Source organism: Pseudomonas sp. Hp2, from assembly GCF_006386585.1.
GTDB classification, from domain to species: Bacteria; Pseudomonadota; Gammaproteobacteria; order Xanthomonadales; family Xanthomonadaceae; genus Pseudomonas_S; species Pseudomonas_S boreopolis.
The window spans coordinates 1,143,603-1,162,260 of sequence record NZ_VAHJ01000001.1 but is presented as its reverse complement, the minus strand read 5'-3'; the positions used below and the strand labels follow the sequence as shown (position 1 = coordinate 1,162,260).

Sequence of the window (18,658 nt, the reverse complement as noted above, 5' to 3'; positions counted from 1 at the left end):
TCGGGCGGTTTAAGTCGAAAAGAAGAGAGCAGGGAGTTGGGTGGCGTGGATTTCTTGTGGGAGGGGTTTCAACCCCGACGGGCTTTGTCGGTAGAGCCTGTCGGGGTTGAAACCCCTCCCACAGGGCAGCCCTCATCGGTGGGTACGCCCGGCGCGGCGGCGCGGCTCGGTGCCTCGTCCACCACCAGCGGCAGCGAGGGATCGGCCGCCCATTCCTGCAGCGAGCCGTCGTAGAGGGCGATGTCGGTTTCGCCGACGAGCGTGAGCGCCAGTGCCTGGGCCGCGGCGCTGATGCCGCCGCCGCAGTACGGCAGCAGCGGTCGCGCGCTTGCGCGCAGCGGTGCCAGCAGTTGTTCCAGGCGGTGCACGGGCAGGTACCGGCCATCCGCGCCGAACAGGTCGCGGGCCGGCAGGTTGAGGCTGCCCGGGATGTGCCCGCGCCGTGCATAACGGGTCGGCGCGCTGCCGGCGAACAACGGCGCCGGGAGCGCGCACACCAGGGTGCCTGGTGCGCGACCGGCCACGACCGCCTCGACGTGGCGGCGGTCCGCCCAGAGTTCGGGACGCGGCCGGAGCGTGATCGTGCCGGGCTCGATATCGGCCGCGTCGCCGCTTTCCTCCGGCCATCCGGCAGCGCGCCATGCCTGCCAGCCGCCGTCGAGCACGCGCGCGTGGAGACCGAGGCTGCGCAGCATCCACCACAGGCGCGCGGCCCAGAAACCGTCGCTGCGGTCGTACACCACCACCGCGCTGTCGTCGCCGATGCCCAGCCGTTGCAGGGCGGTCGCCAGCACCGGCCAATCCGGCAGGGCGAAGCCGAAGCCGGCGCGTTTGTCGGCGAGCGCTTCCAGCAGGTCCGCATGGCGCGAACCCGGGATGTGCGCGGCGCGCCATCCTGCCAGGCCGCTGGCCGGGCGGTAGTCGCCGTCGAAGCGGGCCGCCGGCAGTTCGACGCTGGCGTCGAGCACGCGCAACCGCGGCTCGCCCAGGCGCGCGGCCAGCGTGGCGGCGTCGATCAGCGGCGAAACCTGCGCGCTCACGGCATCGCCTCCGCACGCCGCTGCAGGTGCCGCAGCAGGCGCTGGCCTTCCCCGCTGCCGAACCAGTCGGCATGGCCGAGCAGGTAGCGGTCGTAGGCGACGCCGGCATGTTCGTCCGAACCGGTGACGCCGGCGAAGTACTCGACTTCGCTGAGCGCGAAGTCCGCGTGCACCAGCGGCAGCAGCGCGGCCAGCAGGCGCAGCTGCGCAGCGTCCAGCGGCAACACGCTGGCGTAGCCGAACAGCAGCGCATCGAGCTGGTCGAGCTCGGCGACCGCGCGGCCGCCGCCATCCAGGTCCAGCCACGGGATCAGGTTGCGCTCGATCGCGGTGGCGAGGTCGAACAGCGCGAAGGTACGGTCGGACAGGCCGAAGTCGAACACCGCGCTGACCTCGGTCCCGGTGCCGGTCGTGCGCCACAGCAGGTTGGAAGCATGCCAGTCGCCGTGCGTCCACAGCGCCGGTTGCGGCTTACGCAGCGCTTCGGCCCGCGCATGCCAGGGCAGCAGGCGTGCCTGCAGGTCGCCCCGCCAATCGCGCCGCTGCAGCCATCCGGCCAGCGCGGGGCGATGCGGCAGGTCGCGTTCCAGCGCCTGCAGGGGATCGGCCTGGCCGAACAGGCGGAAGTTGGCGACCAGCAGCGAGGTGCCGCGCGGCGCGGCGGCGTAGCCGGCCGCGGCGCGATGCAGTTGCGCCAGCGCGTAGCCGGCGGCGTGCGCATGCTCGTCGTTCGCGAAGGGCGTCCAGGAGGTGGCCTGGCGATACAGGTCTTCGCCCTCGGCCGCGCGCTGCACCTCGTAGGTCCAGTCGCCGAGCTCCACCGCGCTGGCGCCATCGTGCGCGCGCAGCAGCTGCGGTACCGGCACGCCGTGCGCGCGCAGGTGCCCTATGAAGCGATGCTCCTCGCCCAAGGCCCGCGCGTCGCGCACCGATCGATGGTGGCGCTTGACGAACAGCGTGCCGGCATCCGTATCGACCTCGGCCGCCGCCGAGAACGGGCGCGGGCTGTGCCAGCGCAGTCCACGCAGGTTGCCCGCCGCTTCGAAGCGGCGCAGCAGCGACGCCACTTCGTCGGCACGCAGGGCCGGCCAGTCGGCATCGACCTGGTCGACGCCCACGCCATGCATCTGGTGGCGCGCGCTCATGCGGCGATCTCCGCGAGGAAGCGCCCGTCGGCCGCCTCGCGCCAGGCATCGGCGTCGGCCAGCACGCCGTGCTGCGCCAGCCAGTGCGCGTAGCCCTGCAGCAGCGGACGGCGCATCCGTCCCCAGCGCGCGTCGTGCAGCCAGGTCGGCGCGATCGCCTGCAGCGAGGCGGCCAGCAGGTCGCGCGGGAAGTACGGCGTGGCGCGTTCGTAGGCGTCGAGCGCGGCCAGCGGCTCGGCCGCCGCGGCGAGGAAGCCGCGTGCAGTCGCCGCCAGGAAATCGCGCACCCGCGCAGGGTGCCGTTCCAGCGTGCGCTCGTGCGCGCCGAGCAGGTAGCTGTGGTACGCCGGCGCGCCGAGCGCATCGACCCGCCAGGCCACCCGCCGGGCCGGTTCGACGCGGCTGTCCATCAGCGCCTCCCAGGCCCAGTAGCCGCCGAAGCTGGCATCGGCGATGCCGGCGGCCAGGTCCTCCGGGCGCAGCTCGCGGGCACCGGCGTCGACGATGACCACGGCGTCCGGATCGCCGCCGTCGGCCGCGACCAGGTGGCGCACCATCGCCCGCCCGCGCGGCGTCGGGTTCATCGCCAGCCGGCGCCCGGCCAGGTCCCGCGGCCGCGCGATGCCGGTGCCGGCCAGGGTCTGGATCGTTTCCAGCCCGCACTGGTTGATCGCGGCGATCGCGCGCAGCGGCTCGCCGGCGGCGCGCCGCACCAGCAGGCGGTTGCTCGGGAACACCGCGAAATCGCAATCGCCGCGCAGCAGGTGGTCGAGGCCGTCGCCGTGCCAGGAATCGGGGGTCTGCAACACCGGTTCCAGGCCGCGTTCGGCGTACCAGCCGCGTTCGCGCGCCAGGTAGAAGCCGGCGGAGTTCGGCCAGGGATGGAAGTATTCGAGCATGACGCGCAGTCGGCGCATGGCGGGAGCGGCGGGCAGGGGAGGGAACCGCATGCTCCCGTCGGCATCTGGTCTAGACCAATGACACCGGGTCCTATCGTTACATCCGATCGATATATCGGCTGAATGGGCGACGGCGCCGCCGGGCCGTCGATACGCGCGGCCACCGGCAAGCCGGCGACGGCGTCTGGATTGGGGCGGCAGCATGCAACCACGGAGGGCGCTGGCCGTCATCTCGAACGTCGGAAGTCGTGGGCCGGGCGCGACCTCTGCGCCCGGGGCGCGAAGGATGGCCGAAACGCGGCCGCCCCTCGCGGACCGAGCATTATGGAGACGATGCGGGCGCGGCGCCATGGGGCGCGGGGATCCGTCGTGGGACGCAGTGGCCCGGTCGCCACGGGGTTCTTGTGGCGCGCCGCCGCACCGATAATCGGCCGATGAGCCAAGGACAGATAGCCGCGGTGGTCGTCACCTACGAAAGCGGCAGCACCATCGACGAATGCCTGCGCCGCCTGCGCGCGGCCCGCGACGTGGCGGAAATCCGCGTGGTCGACAACCGTTCCACCGACGACACGCTCGACATCGTGCAGCGGCACGCGCTGCAGGACGCGCGCGTGCATTTCATCGCCAATCCCGACAATCCCGGCTTCGCCACCGCCTGCAACCAGGGCGCGGTGGACTCGACCGCCCCGTGGCTGGTGTTCATCAATCCCGACCTGATGGTGGAGCCGGACACGCTGGCGCGTCTGCGCGAGCGCGCCACGGGCATCGGCGAGGCCCTGCTGGGCGTGGAGCAGGTGGACGAGCACGGCCGGCCGGACGGCGCGGTGCGCCGGCGCGACCCGGACTTCGCCGCGATGCTGCGCTCGCCGCGGCGCGGCGCGCAGCTGGCGGTGCCGGCCGATCCGTCCCGGACGCTGCAGCCGGTGCCGGCGATCTCCGGGGCGCTGATGCTGATGCCGCGCGCGCTGTTCGAGCGGATCGGGCGCTGGGACGCAGGCTACCGCCTGCACGCCGAGGACCTGGACCTGTGCCGCCGCGCCCGGCAGGCCGGCGCGACGGTGGCGGTGGCCAACGACCTCAAGGTGCTGCACCTGCGCGGCGTCTCCAGCCGGTCGCGGCCGTTCTTCGTGGAATGGCACAAGCACCGCGGCCTGTGGCGCTACTTCCGCAAGTTCGAGGCGCCCTCGCGCGGCCTGGCGGTGCGGGTGGGCGTGTGGCTGGCGATCTGGGCGCACGCGCTGGTTCAGGTGCCGCGCCTGCTGCGCCAGCGGTGATCCGCCGTGGCGCTGCATAATGCCGGCATGATCATCACCTCGCTGCTCGACACCGACCTGTACAAGTTCACGATGATGCAGGCGGTGCTGCACCAGCACCCCGCCGCGCAGGTCGAATACCGCTTCCGCTGCCGCACGCCCGGCATCGACCTGGCGCGCTACCTGGACGAGATCTCCGAGCAGATCGACGCCCTGTGCTCGCTGCGCTTCCGCACCGACGAACTCGATTACCTGCGGCGGCTGCGCTTCGTGAAGCCGGATTTCGTCGATTTCCTCGGGCTGTTCCACCTGGACCGCAAGTACGTGCAACTGCGCGCCTCGGACAAGGCGCCGGGCGAGATCGAACTGGTGATCCGCGGCCCGTGGCTGCACACGATCCTGTTCGAGGTGCCGCTATTGGCGATCATCAACGAGATCTGGTTCCGCAACACCAGCGAGGCGGATTTCGCCGAGGGCCGGCGCCGCCTGCAGGCCAAGATCGACCTGCTGCGCGACGCGCCCGGCTACGAGGGCTGCCTGATCGCCGACTACGGCACCCGCCGGCGCTACTCGCGGCAATGGCACGGGGACATGCTGCCGCTGCTGGCCGAGGGCCTGGGCGCGCACTTCGTCGGCACCAGCAACGTCCATTTCGCCAAGCTGTACGGCTACACGCCGCTGGGCACGATGGCGCACGAGTACCTGCAGGCGTTCCAGGCCCTGGGGCCGCGCCTGCGCGACTCCCAGGTGGCGGCGCTGGAGTCGTGGGCGCGCGAGTACCGCGGCGACCTCGGCATCGCGCTGTCGGACGTGGTCGGCCTGGATGCGTTCCTGCGCGACTTCGACATGTACTTCTGCAAGCTGTTCGACGGCATGCGCCACGACTCGGGAGATCCGTTCGAGTGGGGCGAGCGGATCATCGCGCACCTGCAGCAGCACCGCGTCGATCCGCGCACCAAGGTGCTGGTGTTCAGCGACGGCCTCGACATCCCCAAGGTCAAGCGCCTGTACGACCACTTCAAGGGCCGCTGCCGCCTGTCCTTCGGCGTGGGCACCCACCTGACCAACGACCTGGGCCCGACGCCGCTGAACATCGTGCTCAAGATGACCCGCTGCAACGGCCAGCCGGTTGCCAAGCTCAGCGATTCGCCGGGCAAGAGCATGTGCGACGATCCGGGTTACCTGGCCTACCTGAGGCAGGTGTTCGACGTGCCGCAGGCGTCTGCTTCCTGATGTACTTGTTTCATGAACGCGTTCACCTTAACGGTCTTGGCTGAAAAAAATGTGACGATGGTCATATAATTGACTGATCTGGGGCGGGCGTATTTCGAGACGGCGCAAAGCCGTTCCTTCTGGATACGAACCGACTACGTAGCCGAGAGGACTGGACTTGCAGTCGATTTCGCTCGACATCACGGGCATGCCAGCGGAGTTCACCGGCCTCCAGGCAGGAGGCCTCTACTGGGTGGCCTGCGCCGGCGCCGACCATGCCGATCTGCTGGCGGCCGGCGTGCTGGCGCGATCCGGGACGGCCGGCCTGGCGGTCCTGGCTGGACTCGGCCGTTCGCCGGCACCGTCGCTGGAGCTGCTGCCTGCCGAGGAAGGGCCGGCGCGCGTTCGCCTCTACCAATGTCCCGCCGGCAGGGTGCGCCGGGCCCTCCCGCGCTTGGCGGACGAGATGGCCGGTGCGGCAGGCCGGATCGGTGCGTTGTGCATCGTGCAGTGCCCGGCGACCGCCCTGGAGGCGTTCGACGACGCGCGGCTGGCGCAGTGGTGCGGGCGACTGCAGCAATGGGCCCGGGCTGGCCGCTACACCGTGTTGCTGCTGTGTCACGGCGAAGTGGCCGCGCTCGCTCCGCGCCTGCTCCCGTTGCATCGCAGCTGTTCGGGCGTGGCCCAGCTGCACCCGCATCGCGGGGCGCTGCAGTACCTGGTCCATTTCTGGGCCAACCAGTCGGGCGTCGTGGCCCATCGCGAGTTCCAGGTGGAGCGCGCGGGCCGGTCATTGGGCCTGATCGCCGCCGCGGACGAGCCGGCGCCGGTGGTGCGGGAGGGCGGGGACCGCTTCCTGCACCTGGCACAGGCCCGGGCGCTGGAGGGCGCGCCGCCGTTCTCGCCCGCATGGCGGCTGTACGAAAGCTGGTCCACCCTGGTCGTGCCCGCGCTGCAGGCACAGGCCGCCAGCGTGGTGTTCGCGATCGAGGAAAACGCCCAGGTGGACGCGCTGGCGCATCTGCTCTACCGGCTCCGCAGCGAGCGCGGCAACGGCCTGAAGCTGGTCGTGAGGGAGATGGCGCCCTGCCTGCGCTATGCCGACGAACGCCTGCTGCTCCAATGCGGAGCCAGCCTGATCGTGCCGGCCAATATCCCGTTGCCGCGTTTCCTGACCTTGTTGGAGACCATCCAGGGGCAGCGCTGGTACGGGCAGCTGCCGGAGGACCCGGAACGCCTGGTCCGCGCGCACCGGCCGCCGGACGTGGAAGGCGTGGTCGACGCGCTGCGGTTCCGCCAGATCGTCGGCGACCTGTTCGCCCAGGAAGACGGCATGGTCGAGAGCGCGGTACTGGCGCTGCAGCCGGTCGCCGGCCTGCGCCCGGAACAGGTGCTGCAGCAGTTGCGGATCCGGCGGCGCGGCGACCTCGCCTGCATCCATGGCCGGCAGGTGTGGCTGTTCCTGTTCGCGTGCCGGAGCGATGGCGTCGAGCGTGCGCTGGAGAATCTGTTCCGCTTGCCGTGGCGGGAGATGTTCGATGGTTACCAGCGCCTGGCCGAGTACGACGTGGCGACGATGAATGCCATCGATGCCGATCCGGAGACGGCCCGGCCGCTGCCGGCGGCGGAGCCGGAATTCCCGCCCGCGGCCAGGCCGTTCCTGCAGCCGCGGCCGCTGCGCCTCGGAGGGCGTGAATGAACGACCAGCAGGTGTGGGGACTGATCGCGGCTTGCGCGCTTTTGATGATTCCCTTGGGCGCGATGCTGGGAGCGATCTGGCGCGCGTTGCGCGCGCGGCTGGCGCTTTGGCTCCCGCCCCGGTACTTCAGGCGGATAGGCGAACGCCGGCGCCAGGATGGCGCCCGCCGGGCGGAGGACCGGGCATGAACCGTTCGATGGCTACCTCGCCGTACGCCTGGGCCGACCTGAAGGGGTGGAACCTGTACTTCATGTCCAAGGTCGTGCTGGCCTGGATGGGCGCGTTGAACCTGCAGGTGCTGCCGAACCTGCTGCTGCTCGCCGGCTTGCTGGTGCCGCTGCCGTGGCGCTGGGCGCGCATCGCGCGCACCCTGGTCGCGCTGCCGTTCGCGGTGGCGCTGTACTACCAGGACACCTGGTGGCCGCCGTTCCAGCGGCTGCTGGCGCAACCGGGCGTGCTCGATTTTTCGGGTGCCTACCTGTGGGAGCTGCTGCAGCGCTTCATCAACTGGCCGATGGTGTCGGCGCTCGCCGTCATGGCCGGCGCCTACTGGCTGCTCAAGCCCTGGGTGCGCATGACCACGCTGAGCGTGGCCGGCATGCTCTGCATGGCGGCGCTGGCGATACCGTTGCCGGCCGATTGGCGCGAGGCCCCGGCGGCGAGCGTGGCCGGCGGCTCGGCCACGGCCGGGCGGAAGGGCGCGCCGGCGACCACCGAGGCGCTCGATGCCTACCTGGCGAGCTTCTACCAGCAGCAGGCCACGCTGAAGACGCAGTTCCCGGCACAGGGGAGCGGGGCGCCGTTCGACGTCATCGTCCTCAACATCTGCTCGCTGGCCTGGAGCGACCTCGACGAGGTCGGCCTGCGCAAGAACAACCTGCTGGACCGCATGGACGTGGTGTTCGACAACTTCAATTCCGCCACCGCCTACAGCGGCCCGGCCGCGATCCGTTTGCTGCGCGCAAGCTGCGGGCAAACCTCGCATACCCGCCTGTTCGATCCGGTGCCGGCCGATTGCCAGCTGTTCTCCAACCTGCAGCGGCTCGGGTTCCAGAACGAGCTGGCGATGAACCACGACGGGCACTTCGACGACTTCATCGGCGAGCTCGGCACCTACGGCGGCCTGCAGGCCAAACCGATGGACGTCGACGGGTTGCCGCGCGCGCTCGTCGCATTCGACAACTCGCCGTTGCGGCGCGATGCGGACGTGCTGCTGAGCTGGTGGAAGCGCCGCCTGGCCGAGCCGGCCAGCCAGGTCGCCTTGTTCTACAACACCATCTCGCTGCACGACGGCAACCGCATCGTCGCGGCCAACGGGCGGGCGGCGAGCGCCGATTACAAGGCGCGCGCCGACATGGTGCTCAACGACATGGCGGGGTTCGTCCAGGCCCTGGAGCAGAGCGGGCGCCGGGCGATGGTCGTGGTCGTGCCCGAGCACGGCGCGGCATTGCACGGGGACCGCATGCAGATCCCCGGCATGCGCGAGATCCCGAGTCCTTCCATCACCCACGTGCCGGTGGGAGTCAAGCTGATCGGCATGGGCATTCCCGCCAGCGGCGGGCCGCGCCACGTCATCGAGCCGAGCAGCTACCTGGCGATCTCCGAACTGGTGTCGCGGGTCTATGCGCTCAACGCCCAGACCCCGCCCGACGCGCGCGACTGGGATGCCCTGCTGACGGGATTGCCGGTGACCCCGTCGGTATCGGAAAACGAGGGCGCCACGGTGATCGACTACGACGGCAAGCCCTACCTGCAGTTGAAAGGCAGCCCGGGCTGGACGCCTTATCCGGAGGAGGGCCGCTGATGGCCGAGAAGCCACTGCCCGGCGCCGCCGGGCCGAACGGTGCCGTCCCGCACCCGTCCATGCCAGCCGCTTTCCCGGCCGGCGCCGGGGCCCAGGCCGCGCTCCAGCTTCCGATGGGAGAGGACGACGTCGGCTATCTGCGACGCCGGCTGGACATCCAGGACCTGCCCTACGTCGACTTCTCCGCGCGGCGCGAATGCGCCCAGGCGCTCGCGCGCTGGCCGCTGCTGGCGGAACTCTCCGCCCTCGACGAAGGCGGTGCCGGCCGATGAGCACGACGCTGTCGCTGCAGGGCGTGCGTGGCGGCGTGGGCGTCACCGCGGTACTGGCCGGGCTGGCCCTGGCATTGCATGCACAGCGCCAGCGCGTGCTGGTGGTCGACGCCAGCCCGGACAACCTGCTGGGCCTGTACATGAACCTGCCGGTATCGGAAGGACGGGGCTGGGCGCGTGCCGATCTGGACGGCGGCGACTGGCGGGACGCCGCGTTCGCCATCGACGACGGCCTGGCCCTGCTGCCGTATGGCCTGCTGGAAGACGGGGAAGCGGAGCAGGTCGAGCGCGACCTCACCGCGCGGCCCGGACGCTGGGCCGATCGCCTGGCGGCGATCGAAGCGCAGTTCGACTGGATCCTTTTCGACCTGCCGCAGCGGTGGCCGGCGCATGCGGCGGCGATCGAACACGCGGGGTGCGCGCTGCCGTTGCGGCTGACCACGGTGGACCCGGGCAGCCACGTGCTGCTGCATCGGCGGCGCGACATCGACAAGCGCTTGCTGCTGGTCAATCGCTACGATCCCGCCACGATCGTCCAGCGCGACCTCATGCAGCTGTGGTTGCGCCAGTACGCGGGCCTGATGGTCCCGCAGCCGATCCACGAGGACGCGTGCGTGCCGGAGGCCCTGGCCGGCAAGGCGCCGCTGGGCCTGCATGCGCCCGATTCCCTGGCCGCCGCCGACATCGCCAGCCTGGCGGTATGGTGCCTGGCGCAGGCGGCGCGCCTGGCGCCGGGGAGGAACGGGTGATGCGCCTGTACTACCTGAGCTGGCCGCAGTTGCGGCGCAAGCTGCAGGCCCGCCGGATCACCCTGTACTGGATCTGGCTGGCGCAACTGGTCGCCTGGGCGCTGTTGCGGCTCGAAGGCCCGGCCTGGCAGGGCATCGCGGCAAACGTGCGCCAAGCGTTCCCGCAACTGCAGTCGCGCCGGCGCTGGCGCATCGGCGATCCGTTGCGGCTTCTGATCCAGGCCGTCTGGGTGGCGCTGGTGCGCGGGGCGCCGAAGACGTCGGAACGCCGCCATCGGCTCGCGCGGGCCGGCCGCCGGAACCTGGCGACGATGCGGGGCGTGGCCGGGCGAGGCCGGGCGCGCTACTTCGGCCTGCTCCAGGGCGCGCCGTCCAGGATATGGAACAGCGCCCTCTGGCAACGCGCCCTGGCCTGGTCGGGGTCGCTGGCGCCGCGGACGCGGCGGTGGGGCACGCTCGCGGCCGGCGTGTCGACGTTGGCGCTGGCCGCGCTGTGCGTGACCCAACCGTTCAACTATCTCGCCCAGTTCGTCTTCGTCGCGCTGCTGTGGGCCATCGCCCTGCTGGTAAGGCGCATGCCCGGCCGCTACGCCACCTTGATGCTGGTGGTGCTGTCGGTGACGGTTTCGTGCCGCTACCTGTGGTGGCGCTATACCGCGACGCTGAACTGGAACAGTACCTTCGACCTGGTGTGCGGGCTCGTGCTGCTGGCCGCGGAGACCTATTCCTGGCTGGTGCTGATGCTCGGGTACGTGCAGGTGGCCTGGCCGCTGAACCGCAAGCCGGCTCCCTTGCCCGCGGACATCTCGCAGTGGCCCACGGTGGACGTGCTGATCCCCACCTACAACGAAGACCTGTCGTTGGTGCGGCACACGGTGTACGCCGCCCTGGGCCTGGACTGGCCCCAGGAGAAACTGCGCATTCACCTGCTGGACGACGGCCGCAGGCCGGCGTTCCGGGAATTCGCCGAACGCGTCGGCATCAACTACATCGCCCGCAGCGACAACCGCCACGCCAAGGCCGGCAACCTCAACCATGCGCTGACCAGGATCGACGGCGAACTGGTGGCGATCTTCGACTGCGACCACTTGCCGGTGCGTTCGTTCCTGCAGATCACGGCCGGCTGGTTCCTGCGCGACCGGCGCCTCGCGCTGGTGCAGACGCCGCACCACTTCTTCTCGCCCGACCCGTTCGAGCGCAACCTGCGGGTGTTCCGCCGGGATCCGAACGAGGGCGAGCTGTTCTATGGCCTGGTGCAGGACGGCAACGATCTCTGGAACGCCTCGTTCTTCTGCGGTTCCTGCGCCGTGATCCGGCGCGAGGCCATCGACCAGATCGGCGGGTTCGCCACCGAGACCGTGACCGAGGACGCGCACACGGCGCTGCGCCTGCACCGCAACGGCTGGAACTCCGCCTACCTGCGCATCCCGCAGGCGGCGGGCCTGGCCACCGACAGCCTCGGGGCGCACGTGAACCAGCGCATCCGCTGGGCCCGCGGCATGGTGCAGATCTTCCGGGTCGACAACCCGCTGCTCGGCAAGGGGCTGACGATCTTCCAGCGATTCTGCTACGCCAACGCGATGCTGCACTTCCTGGCGGGCATCCCCCGGCTGGTGTTCCTCACGGCGCCGCTCGCCTTCCTGCTGCTGCACGCCTACATCATCTACGCGCCGGCCCTGGCGATCCTGCTGTTCGTGCTGCCGCACATGGCGCATGCGAGCCTCGCCAACTCGCGCATCCAGGGCCAGTACCGCCGCCCGTTCTGGGGCGAGGTCTACGAGACGGTGCTGGCGTGGTACATCGCCCGGCCGACCACGGTGGCGTTGTTCAGCCCGGGGCGCGGCCGCTTCAACGTCACCGACAAGGGCGGCATGCAGGCGGCGGACCGCTTCGACTGGAAAGTGGCGCGGCCCTACTTCGTGCTGGCAGTGCTGAACGTGCTCGGGCTCTGCTTCGCGGTGTGGCGCTTCGCGCACGGGCCGGCCGACGAGCGCGGCACGGTGATCGTCAGTTCGCTGTGGGTGCTCTACAACCTGCTCATCGTCGGCGGCGCGCTGGCGGTGGCGGCCGAGGTCCAGCAGGTGCGCAAGACGCACCGCGTCAGCACGCGCTTGCCGGTGGCGGTGCAGCTGCCCGACGGCCGCGCCCTGCGCGGCACGCTGCACGACTACTCCAGTGACGGCGTGGGCATCGAACTCGCGCAGGCGCCGCAGCTGGCGGACGGGACGCCGGTCGTGCTGTTGCTCGCGCGCGGCCGCCGCGAGTTCGCCTTCCGCGGAATCGTCCAGCGCTGCGTGGGCTCCCGGCTGGGCGTGCTGCTGGACTTCGCCGGCGAGCAACAGCGCGTGGAATTCGCGCAGTGCACGTTCGCCCGCGCCGACGCGTGGCTTGACTGGCACGTGGGCTACGAGCCGATGAGCCTGCCGCGCAGCCTATGGGCGGTGATGGCGCTGGGTTGGCGCGGCTATCGCCGCGTGGGCGATTTCGCGCCGTTCGACCTCGACCGCCCCATGCACTGGAGCCGGCGCGCGCTGCGCTGGTTGGCCAGCTTCGCGCCACAACGACCGATTCCCTTCGTTCCGGCTGATGCAGCCGATGCCAGGTTCCGCCCATGAGCACCCATTCCTACCTCCGTTGGCTGATGCTGCCGTTGCTCGCACTGCCCGCCGCGCAAGGCAGCGGCGCGGCACGCATCGTCGTTCCGCCCATGCCGGCGGCCGCATCCTTGCCGGACTCGACACAAGCGCCGCCCGCGCCGGCGGGCGGCGCGGACGCTTCCCCGGCCGGCGCACCGGCCGGAGCGAGCGTGTGGACCGGCGGCCAATGGCCCTGGCAACGGAGCAGCAGCTTCGCCGATCTCGGCCGCAGGCAGGACGTGATGCTTTCCGGCGTGCGCACCACCGCCACCTACGAGTTCCAGGTGCGGCGCGATCGACTGGTGCGGCAGGCCGAGCTGCAGTTGAGCTTCACGCCGTCGCCGGCGTTGCTGCCCACGCTGTCGCACCTGCGGGTCTACCTCAACGACGCGCTGATGGACGTGGTGCCGATCGCCGGCGACCAGCTCGGCCGGCCGGTGCAGGCCAACGTGCCGCTGGACGCGCGCCTGATCGCCGATTTCAACCAGGTGCGCCTGGAGTTCGTCGGCCATTACACCGACATCTGCGAGGAGCCCACCCACAGCTCGCTGTGGGTCAACGTGTCCAGCGCCAGCACGCTGCGCCTGGGCGGGCAGCCGCTGGTCATGCAGGACGACCTGGCCAATTTCCCGCTGCCGTTCTTCGATCCGCGCGACACGGCGCGCCTGGAACTGCCGGTGGTGTTCGCCGGCACGCCGTCGCTGGCGCAGCAGCGCGCCGCCGCCGTGATGGCGTCCTACTTCGGGGCGATGGCGGGCTGGTGGCGCCAGGCCCGCTTCCCGGTCAGCTACGACCGGCTTCCCGACGCCGGGCATGCGGTCGTGTTCGCGGTCAACGGCAGGTTCCCGGCGTTCATCGCCGGCCACGCTCCCGTCCAGGGGCCGGTGGTGGAGCTCGCGTCGCTGCCGCAGGATCCGCAGCGCAAGCTGTTGCTGGTCCTCGGCCGCAACGACGAAGACCTGCAGACGGCGGTGGCGGCCATGGCATCCGGCAACGCGCTCTTCCGCGGTACCCGCGTGAGCATCGACGGGGTCAAGGAACTGGCGCCGCGCAAGCCTTACGACGCGCCCAACTGGGTCCGCACCGACCGTCCGGTGCGCCTGGCCGAACTGCTGGACTATCCGCAGCAGTTGCGCGCCTCGGGCGTTTCGCCGCAGCCGATCACCGTCAACCTCAACCTGCCGCCGGACCTGTTCATCTGGCGCAACCAGGGCATCCCGCTGAGCTTGCGCTACCGCTATACGCCGCCGTTCAGCAGCGACGAATCGCGCCTGAGCATCAGCATCAACGACCAGTTCATCTCGAGCTTCCCGTTGATCCGCCGGTCCGGCAAGCAAGGCATGGACGAAATCAGGCTGCCGGTGCTCAGCTCCGACGCCGGCAGCGGCGACGGCAAGCTGCTGATCCCGGCGCTCAAGCTCGGCGACCGCAACCAGCTCCGCTTCGATTTCAATTTCGCCAGCGTGATGGGCAGCGCGCAGCGCGACCATTGCCAGACCGTGCTGCCTCCAAACCTGCAGGCGGCGATCGAGGAAGATTCGACCATCGACTTCTCCGGTTTCCACCACTACATGGGCCTGCCGGACCTGTCCGCGTTCGCGCTGAGCGGTTTCCCGTTCACCCGCATGGCCGACCTTTCCGAAACCGTCGTGCTGATGCCGCCCAAGGCCAGTGCGGCACAGGTGGGCCTGCTGCTCGACCTGATCGGCGGCCTGGGCGTGCAGAGCGGCTACCCGGCCTATGGCCTGCGGGTGAGCGACGACTGGAAGCAAGCCAGCGCGCTGGACGCCGACTTGCTGGTGCTGGGGGCGCTGCCCGACGAGCTGCGCGGCAGCGACAAGCTTTCGTTGCTGATCGAGAACCAGCGCACCGTCCTGCTCAGCGGCCGCACCGCGGATCCCAAGGCCGCCGTCGAGGCCGCGCGCCAGGGCAACCCGCAGTCCGACGCGGCGATCAACCGCGTGGCGATGAGCGCCGATGCCCCGTTCGCGGCGATCATCGGCCTGCAATCGCCCCGGCACGCGCAGCGCAGCATCGTCTCGCTGGCGGCGACCCACGACGCCGACTACGCGCTGCTCGACGAGGCGCTCGCCGACATCGGCAAGCGCCAGGCCATCGCCGGATCGGTCGCGATCCTGCGCAGCTCCGGCATCAGCAGCCAGTTCGTCGGCGAGCATTACTTCGTCGGATCGCTGCCGTGGTGGCTGCTGCTCTGGTACCACCTGGCCGACCATCCCGCGCTGCTCGCCGCGCTCGCCGTGCTCGTGGTGCTGATGGTGGCGTTCCTGCTCTGGCGCGCGCTGCGCTGGGTCTCGCAGCGCCGCCTGGATCCGGATCGCGGATGATCTCCCGGGCTCGCTCGATGTTCGCCTTCGGCGGCGTGGCCCTGGCCGGCCTCGCCGGAGGCGTTTGCGCGCAGGCGCTGCCGGCCGTGCCGGCCGGCACGGTGCCGGAGCAGCGCCAATGGCTGCTGCAGCAGGTGCGCATCGGCGAGGCCACCGGCCGGCAGGAACTCATCGAGGATGCGCTGGCGCGGCTGCGGCTGCTGGCCCCCGACGACCGCGCGACGATGGTGGCGATCCTGGAAGTGCAGCTGTCGCGGCAGAAGCTGGACGACGCGGCGGCGACGCTGCAACGGTTGCGCGAGGCCGGGGCCGGGACGCGCGAGCTGGCCGCGGCCGAGCGCTTGTGGCGCGCCTACCGCGGCGACCAGCAGCAGGAACTGCAGCAGGCTCGCCTGTACGCCACCGGCGGTCGCACGGCCGAAGCGCTTGCGATCTACCGGCGCCTGTTCGACGACGATCCTCCCGGCCTGCAGTTGGGCATCGAGTACTGGCGCCTGCGCGGCGACGAGCGGTCCGGCCGCGCCCTGGCGATCGAGCGCCTGGCGGCGCTGGACCGCGCCTATCCCGGCAATCCCGCGCTGCTGCAGGCGCTGTCGCGCTTCCTGTTCGCCGCTGGCCGGGACGAAGAGGCATTGGCCGCCCTGCAGCGCATGGGCCGCAATCCGGAAACGCTCGCGCTCGCCGCGCAAAGCGAATGGGACTACCTGTCCGACCAGCCGGCCAACGACCGCACCGTGCGCCGCCTGCAGGCCTTCATCGCCCGCTATCCGGGCTGGGCGCAGATCGAGGACGCGCGCAAGCGCTACCAGGAACAATCCCGCCTGGTCCGCGACCCGAACTGGCGGGCGGGCCAGCGCGGCCTGCAACTGCTGGACGCCGGCCGCAACGCCGAGGCCGAGCAGGCCTTCGCGCAGGCGCTCCGCGGCTACCCGCGGGAACCGGATTTCCTCGGCGGAATGGGGCTGGCGCTGATGCGCCAGGGCCGCCGCGAACAGGCACTGGACTATTTCCAGCGTGCGCAGCGTGCATTGCCCGACGGCAGCGGCAACGACAAGTGGTACGACCTGGCCGCGAGCACGCGCTACTGGCTGCTGCTGGAGCGGGCCGACGCGGCCCTGGAGGGCGGCGATCCGGACGCGGCGGAGGCGCTCTACGCCCAGGCCCGGCGGCAGCGTCCGCGCGAGGTCAACGCCATGATCGGCCTGGCGGACGTGGCGGTCGCGCGCGGCGACGATGCCGCCGCCGAACGGCAGCTGCAGGCGGCGCGGCGGATCGCGCCGAACGACGCCAACGTGATTCGCAAGCTGGTGCAGCTGTACGGCCGGACCGCTCCCGACCGGCTCGAGGCGTTCGCCGCGACGCTGCCCGCGGCGCAGCGCTTGCCGTATGCCGAGGAGTTGCACCGGCTGCAGCTGTCGCGGTTGCGCGAACAACGTGCGCAGGCGCTGGCGCGCGGGGACGCCGCCGGCGCGCTGGCGCTCGGGGAACGACTGCGCCGGGAGCTGCCCGCCGATCCCTGGCTGGCCTATGCGTTGGCCAACGAGTTGCGTGCCGCCGGGCGCACCGGCGAAGCCGACGCGGTGATCCAGGACATGCTCGAGCATGCCGGGAACCTGCCCGTGCCGCGCTATGCGCAAGCCCTCTACCTCGCTTCGTCCGATCGCCTGCCGCAGGCGCTGCAGGCCCTCGGCCAGGTGCCGCGCGAGTCCTGGGACGCGGACATGCTGGCCCTGTCCGATCGCCTGCAGCGCCAGCAGGTCGTCGACCGCGCCTGGGAGCTGCGCGCGCAAGGACGCGAGCCCGAGGCCGTCGCGCTGCTGCGCGCGCAGCCGCACCGTGCGGAGTACACGCTCATACTCGCCGACTGGGCCCGGTTGCGCGGCGACCACGCCCAGGCCGTGCAGGCCTACGAGCAGGTGCTGGCCGAACAGCCGGACAACGTCGACGCCCAGCTCGGCCGCCTGCGGAGCTGGCTGGGGCTGGGCGAGACCGAGTGGGTCCGCCGGCAGATGGCCAGCGCGCCCCCGGCCGTCGCCAGCGACGACTTCGGGCAACAACGCCAGCTGGCGGCGATCTGGACCGACCTGCGCGAGGATGCCAAGGCGCTGGCGATCCTGCGCGACCTGCTGGCCCGCAAGAACGGCCCCGATCCCCAGGCCTGGCGCGATGCCGCCAGGCTGGTCCGGAAGGAGGATCCGCAGCAGGCGCTCGATCTGTACGCGCATGCGATGCAGGAGAACGGCCTGCTCGATCCGTCGCAGGTGCGGCCGCGCGACGATCGCGCGCTGACCAGGGCCAGCCGCGAGGCCGGGGGCGACGACTGGCTGCGGCGCAGCCTGCGCAGCGATGTCGAAACCCTGTACCGGCAGCAGAATCCGACCCTCACCGTCATGCAGGCGTCCGACCGGCGCAACGACGGGACGCCGGGCATCTCCAGGCTGTCGCGCGATACCCGCATCGCTCACCTGGACGCCCCGTTCGCCGGAGGGCTGGGGTGGGCGCGCCTGGAGCAGGTCCACATGGACACGGGGCGCTTTCGCACCGACGCCGCAGGAGCCTACGAAGACGATTTCGGTACCTGCGACCTCGACCTGGTGCTGGCCGACGGCAGCCGCCAGCGCGCGCCGGGCTGCGCCACGCACGTGCACCAGCGGCTGGACTCCGGCGTGGGCTGGGCCGTGGGCTGGCGTACCCTGGACGAACGCCTGGAAATCGACGTCGGCCATACGCCCTCGGGCTACGCGGTGGGCAATTGGCTGGGCGGGGTGACGCTCAGCGGCGACTGGGGCGTGCTCGGTTGGGGAGCGACGCTGTCGCGGCGGCCCATGACCAATTCGCTGCTGTCGCAGGCCGGTGCGATCGATCCGCGCAGCGGCATCGCGTGGGGCGGGGTTACCGCCAACGGTGCGACCTTCAGCCTCGGCTACGACCAGGGAGGACGCAACGGCGTCTGGTCGAACTGGAGCTGGCATCGGCTGACCGGCCGCAACGTGGCCGGCAACGACCGGGCCCGCGCCATGGCCGGCTGGTACCACAAGCTGATCCAGCGCCCCGACCTGCGCCTGGACGTGGGCGCCACCGCGATGTACTGGCAGTACCGGCACGACCTGGGCGGCTATTCGCTGGGGCAGGGCGGCTACTACAGTCCGCAGCGCTACGCGTCGCTGAGCCTGCCGGTGGGTTTCGCCTGGCGCAACGCGGACTGGTCGGTGCGCGTGGACGCTTCGCTTGGCGTATCCAGCGCCCGCACCGACCGCGTCAGCCGGTTCCCCGACCAGGCATCGATCGGGCGCGTGTTGGATGGCCTGGCTGCGCAGTACGGTCCCGTCGCGCTGGACGAGGCGAGCCTGTATACGAGCGACGGCCACAGCAGCGGTACCGGATATCGCGTATATGCCGCGGTCGAGCGCCGGCTGGGCGACCACTTCGTGCTCGGTGCCGCCGGGACCCTGCAACGCAGCCGCGATTTCTCGCCGAACACGTTCCAGGTCTATCTGCGCTATGCGCTGCAACCCTGGCAGGGCAACCTCCCGCTCCCCGTATCGCCGCTGGAGCCGTACGGCGAGTTCCGCTGAACCGGCACGGGCGCCTTCGTGCGCGATAA

At 71.1% G+C, this 18,658-nt stretch carries 13 protein-coding genes; 10 read left to right on the top strand and 3 right to left on the bottom strand.

The genetic code is table 11. The annotated features are described in order from the left end of the window. Positions 1-68: 68 nt before the first annotated feature. The 3 genes from FD678_RS04810 to FD678_RS04800 are packed head-to-tail and all read right to left on the bottom strand — an operon-like array spanning position 69 to position 3,102. Entirely contained in the window at positions 69-1,040 is a 972-nt protein-coding gene (locus tag FD678_RS04810; protein ID WP_140719803.1) for a sulfurtransferase, read from the bottom strand. After that, the gene (locus FD678_RS04805; protein WP_140719801.1) at positions 1,037-2,185 is read right to left on the bottom strand and encodes a phosphotransferase enzyme family protein; all 1,149 of its coding nucleotides are present in this window, start codon (positions 2,183-2,185) and stop codon (positions 1,037-1,039) included. The genes FD678_RS04810 and FD678_RS04805 overlap by 4 nt, the downstream gene beginning before the upstream one ends. Continuing rightward, positions 2,182-3,102: an ABC transporter substrate-binding protein gene (locus FD678_RS04800; protein ID WP_140719799.1), complete on the bottom strand. Its 921-nt coding sequence runs from the start codon at positions 3,100-3,102 to the stop codon at positions 2,182-2,184. The genes FD678_RS04805 and FD678_RS04800 overlap by 4 nt, the downstream gene beginning before the upstream one ends. Positions 3,103-3,518: 416 nt before the next feature. Here FD678_RS04800 and FD678_RS04795 point away from each other — a divergent pair, with 416 nt between their 5' ends. From FD678_RS04795 to bcsC, 10 genes are all read left to right on the top strand, one after another. Continuing rightward, positions 3,519-4,358, top strand: coding sequence for a glycosyltransferase family 2 protein (locus FD678_RS04795; protein WP_140719797.1), 840 nt, complete (start codon positions 3,519-3,521; stop codon positions 4,356-4,358). 27 nt (positions 4,359-4,385) lie between these two features. After that, positions 4,386-5,570: a nicotinate phosphoribosyltransferase gene (pncB, locus tag FD678_RS04790; RefSeq protein WP_140719990.1), complete on the top strand. Its 1,185-nt coding sequence runs from the start codon at positions 4,386-4,388 to the stop codon at positions 5,568-5,570. Positions 5,571-5,727: 157 nt separating this feature from the next. After that, positions 5,728-7,248, top strand: a complete 1,521-nt coding sequence (gene bcsE / locus FD678_RS04785; protein ID WP_140719795.1) for a cellulose biosynthesis protein BcsE — start codon at positions 5,728-5,730, stop codon at positions 7,246-7,248. Next, on the top strand, positions 7,245-7,436 hold the full coding sequence (bcsF, locus tag FD678_RS04780) for a cellulose biosynthesis protein BcsF (RefSeq protein WP_140719793.1): 192 nt from the start codon (positions 7,245-7,247) through the stop codon (positions 7,434-7,436). The genes bcsE and bcsF overlap by 4 nt, the downstream gene beginning before the upstream one ends. Further along, positions 7,433-9,052: a cellulose biosynthesis protein BcsG gene (gene bcsG, locus FD678_RS04775; protein ID WP_218569494.1), complete on the top strand. Its 1,620-nt coding sequence runs from the start codon at positions 7,433-7,435 to the stop codon at positions 9,050-9,052. The genes bcsF and bcsG overlap by 4 nt, the downstream gene beginning before the upstream one ends. Then, a complete protein-coding gene (gene bcsR / locus FD678_RS04770; RefSeq protein ID WP_140719791.1) occupies positions 9,052-9,324 on the top strand; it encodes a cellulose biosynthesis protein BcsR in 273 nt (90 codons plus the stop codon). The genes bcsG and bcsR overlap by 1 nt, the downstream gene beginning before the upstream one ends. Next, positions 9,321-10,073, top strand: a complete 753-nt coding sequence (bcsQ, locus tag FD678_RS04765; protein ID WP_140719789.1) for a cellulose biosynthesis protein BcsQ — start codon at positions 9,321-9,323, stop codon at positions 10,071-10,073. Before bcsR ends, bcsQ begins: the two co-directional genes overlap by 4 nt. Further along, positions 10,073-12,688, top strand: coding sequence for a UDP-forming cellulose synthase catalytic subunit (gene bcsA / locus FD678_RS04760; RefSeq protein WP_140719787.1), 2,616 nt, complete (start codon positions 10,073-10,075; stop codon positions 12,686-12,688). The genes bcsQ and bcsA overlap by 1 nt, the downstream gene beginning before the upstream one ends. Next, positions 12,685-15,054 (top strand): cellulose biosynthesis cyclic di-GMP-binding regulatory protein BcsB, encoded by a 2,370-nt coding sequence (gene bcsB / locus FD678_RS04755; protein ID WP_256661857.1) that lies wholly within the window; start codon positions 12,685-12,687, stop codon positions 15,052-15,054. The genes bcsA and bcsB overlap by 4 nt, the downstream gene beginning before the upstream one ends. Further along, positions 15,051-18,629 (top strand): cellulose synthase complex outer membrane protein BcsC, encoded by a 3,579-nt coding sequence (gene bcsC / locus FD678_RS04750; RefSeq protein WP_140719785.1) that lies wholly within the window; start codon positions 15,051-15,053, stop codon positions 18,627-18,629. Before bcsB ends, bcsC begins: the two co-directional genes overlap by 4 nt. Positions 18,630-18,658: the final 29 nt, after the last annotated feature.

Excerpts from the sequence above, each read along its gene's own strand:
- FD678_RS04805 (WP_140719801.1), bottom strand. The coding sequence starts at position 2,185 with ATGAGCGCGCGCCACCAGATGCATGGCGTGGGCGTCGACCAGGTCGAT.
- bcsF (WP_140719793.1), top strand. The coding sequence starts at position 7,245 with ATGAACGACCAGCAGGTGTGGGGACTGATCGCGGCTTGCGCGCTTTTG.
- FD678_RS04795 (WP_140719797.1), top strand. The coding sequence starts at position 3,519 with ATGAGCCAAGGACAGATAGCCGCGGTGGTCGTCACCTACGAAAGCGGC.
- bcsB (WP_256661857.1), top strand. The coding sequence starts at position 12,685 with ATGAGCACCCATTCCTACCTCCGTTGGCTGATGCTGCCGTTGCTCGCA.
- bcsC (WP_140719785.1), top strand. The coding sequence starts at position 15,051 with ATGATCTCCCGGGCTCGCTCGATGTTCGCCTTCGGCGGCGTGGCCCTG.
- bcsR (WP_140719791.1), top strand. The coding sequence starts at position 9,052 with ATGGCCGAGAAGCCACTGCCCGGCGCCGCCGGGCCGAACGGTGCCGTC.
- FD678_RS04800 (WP_140719799.1), bottom strand. The coding sequence starts at position 3,102 with ATGCGCCGACTGCGCGTCATGCTCGAATACTTCCATCCCTGGCCGAAC.
- pncB (WP_140719990.1), top strand. The coding sequence starts at position 4,386 with ATGATCATCACCTCGCTGCTCGACACCGACCTGTACAAGTTCACGATG.
- bcsQ (WP_140719789.1), top strand. The coding sequence starts at position 9,321 with ATGAGCACGACGCTGTCGCTGCAGGGCGTGCGTGGCGGCGTGGGCGTC.
- bcsA (WP_140719787.1), top strand. The coding sequence starts at position 10,073 with ATGCGCCTGTACTACCTGAGCTGGCCGCAGTTGCGGCGCAAGCTGCAG.
- bcsG (WP_218569494.1), top strand. The coding sequence starts at position 7,433 with ATGAACCGTTCGATGGCTACCTCGCCGTACGCCTGGGCCGACCTGAAG.